This is a genomic window from Rhodococcus sp. T2V (assembly GCF_029269925.1).
GTDB classification, from domain to species: domain Bacteria; phylum Actinomycetota; class Actinomycetes; order Mycobacteriales; family Mycobacteriaceae; genus Rhodococcus_F; species Rhodococcus_F koreensis.
In genome coordinates, this window is the sequence record NZ_JARJBD010000326.1 from 1 (window position 1) to 890 (window position 890).

At 60.9% G+C, this 890-nt stretch carries 2 protein-coding genes; both read left to right on the top strand.

The genetic code is table 11. The features are described 5' to 3' along the window. Positions 1-198 precede the first annotated feature (198 nt). Positions 199-648 carry a flavin reductase family protein gene (locus tag P3H15_RS54165; protein WP_276144852.1) on the top strand — a complete coding sequence of 150 codons (450 nt, stop codon included), beginning with the start codon at positions 199-201 and terminating at the stop codon, positions 646-648. After that, the coding region (locus tag P3H15_RS54170) for a 3,4-dihydroxy-2-butanone-4-phosphate synthase (protein ID WP_276144851.1) at positions 648-890 on the top strand (243 nt) is incomplete at its 3' end. The genes P3H15_RS54165 and P3H15_RS54170, both read left to right, overlap by 1 nt.

The following is an 890-nucleotide window of genomic DNA, read 5'->3' on the forward strand; positions in this document are numbered from 1 at the left end:
GACCGATTGCACGGGGTAACCGAAGTTGTCACCGCGTGAGGTGATTCGTGTGGTGTACCTGACGTAGCACACTTGAGACCGCAATCGATGCAGGCATGGAGGCCCATGATGACTCAACTTACTCATTCAAATGTCGGAACCGGTGACGAAGATGTGTTGCCCGTCGACCTCGAACTGCAGGGCCGTTTTCGTGACGTGATGGCCGGTGTCGCGACTCCGGTGTCGGTGATCACCAGCATGGCCGGCGACTCCCCGTACGGGACTACGGTAAGTGCGTTCGCGTCGCTGTCGATGACGCCGCCGATGGTGTTGGTGTCACTCGATCGTGGATCGGACTTGCTGGCAGTGGTTCAGAATTGCGGCCGTTTCGGTGTCAATGTACTTGGCTCGCATCAGGCTCATATTGCGCTGGGCTTCGCGAGGAAGGGTGGGACAGGAAAGTTCGCCGACGTCGTTTGGGACCGCGACATCGACTTGCCGCGTTTGCCCGGTGCGCCTGGCTGGTTGGCATGCGATGTCGCAGCCCTGGTGGACGGGGGGGATCATGTGATCGCGCTGGGGAACGTTGTCGCTGCGGAGGTGACCGAAGGTGCGCCGCTCACGTACCATGGTCGGACGTTCGGTTCTCATGCGGCGCTAGAGAAGTGATGAGTTCGATGGCGGCCCCCGCAGAGGCGGTACAGCGCGCAGTCGCCGCGCTCGTCGCAGGACGGATGATCATTGTGACCGACGACGCCGATCGGGAGAATGAGGGTGATTTGGTCGTTGCCGCCGAACTGATCAGCGATGAGCAGATGGCTTTTGTAGTTCGGCACACCACGGGAATAGTCTGCGCTCCGATGGGACAGACGAGAGCAGACGAGCTCAGCCTGCCTCCGATGGTGGCGGAC

What these genes read in the sequence shown, in the direction of transcription:
- P3H15_RS54165 (WP_276144852.1), top strand. Translation starts at nt 199, where the DNA reads ATGGCCGGTGTCGCGACTCCGGTGTCGGTGATCACCAGCATGGCCGGC.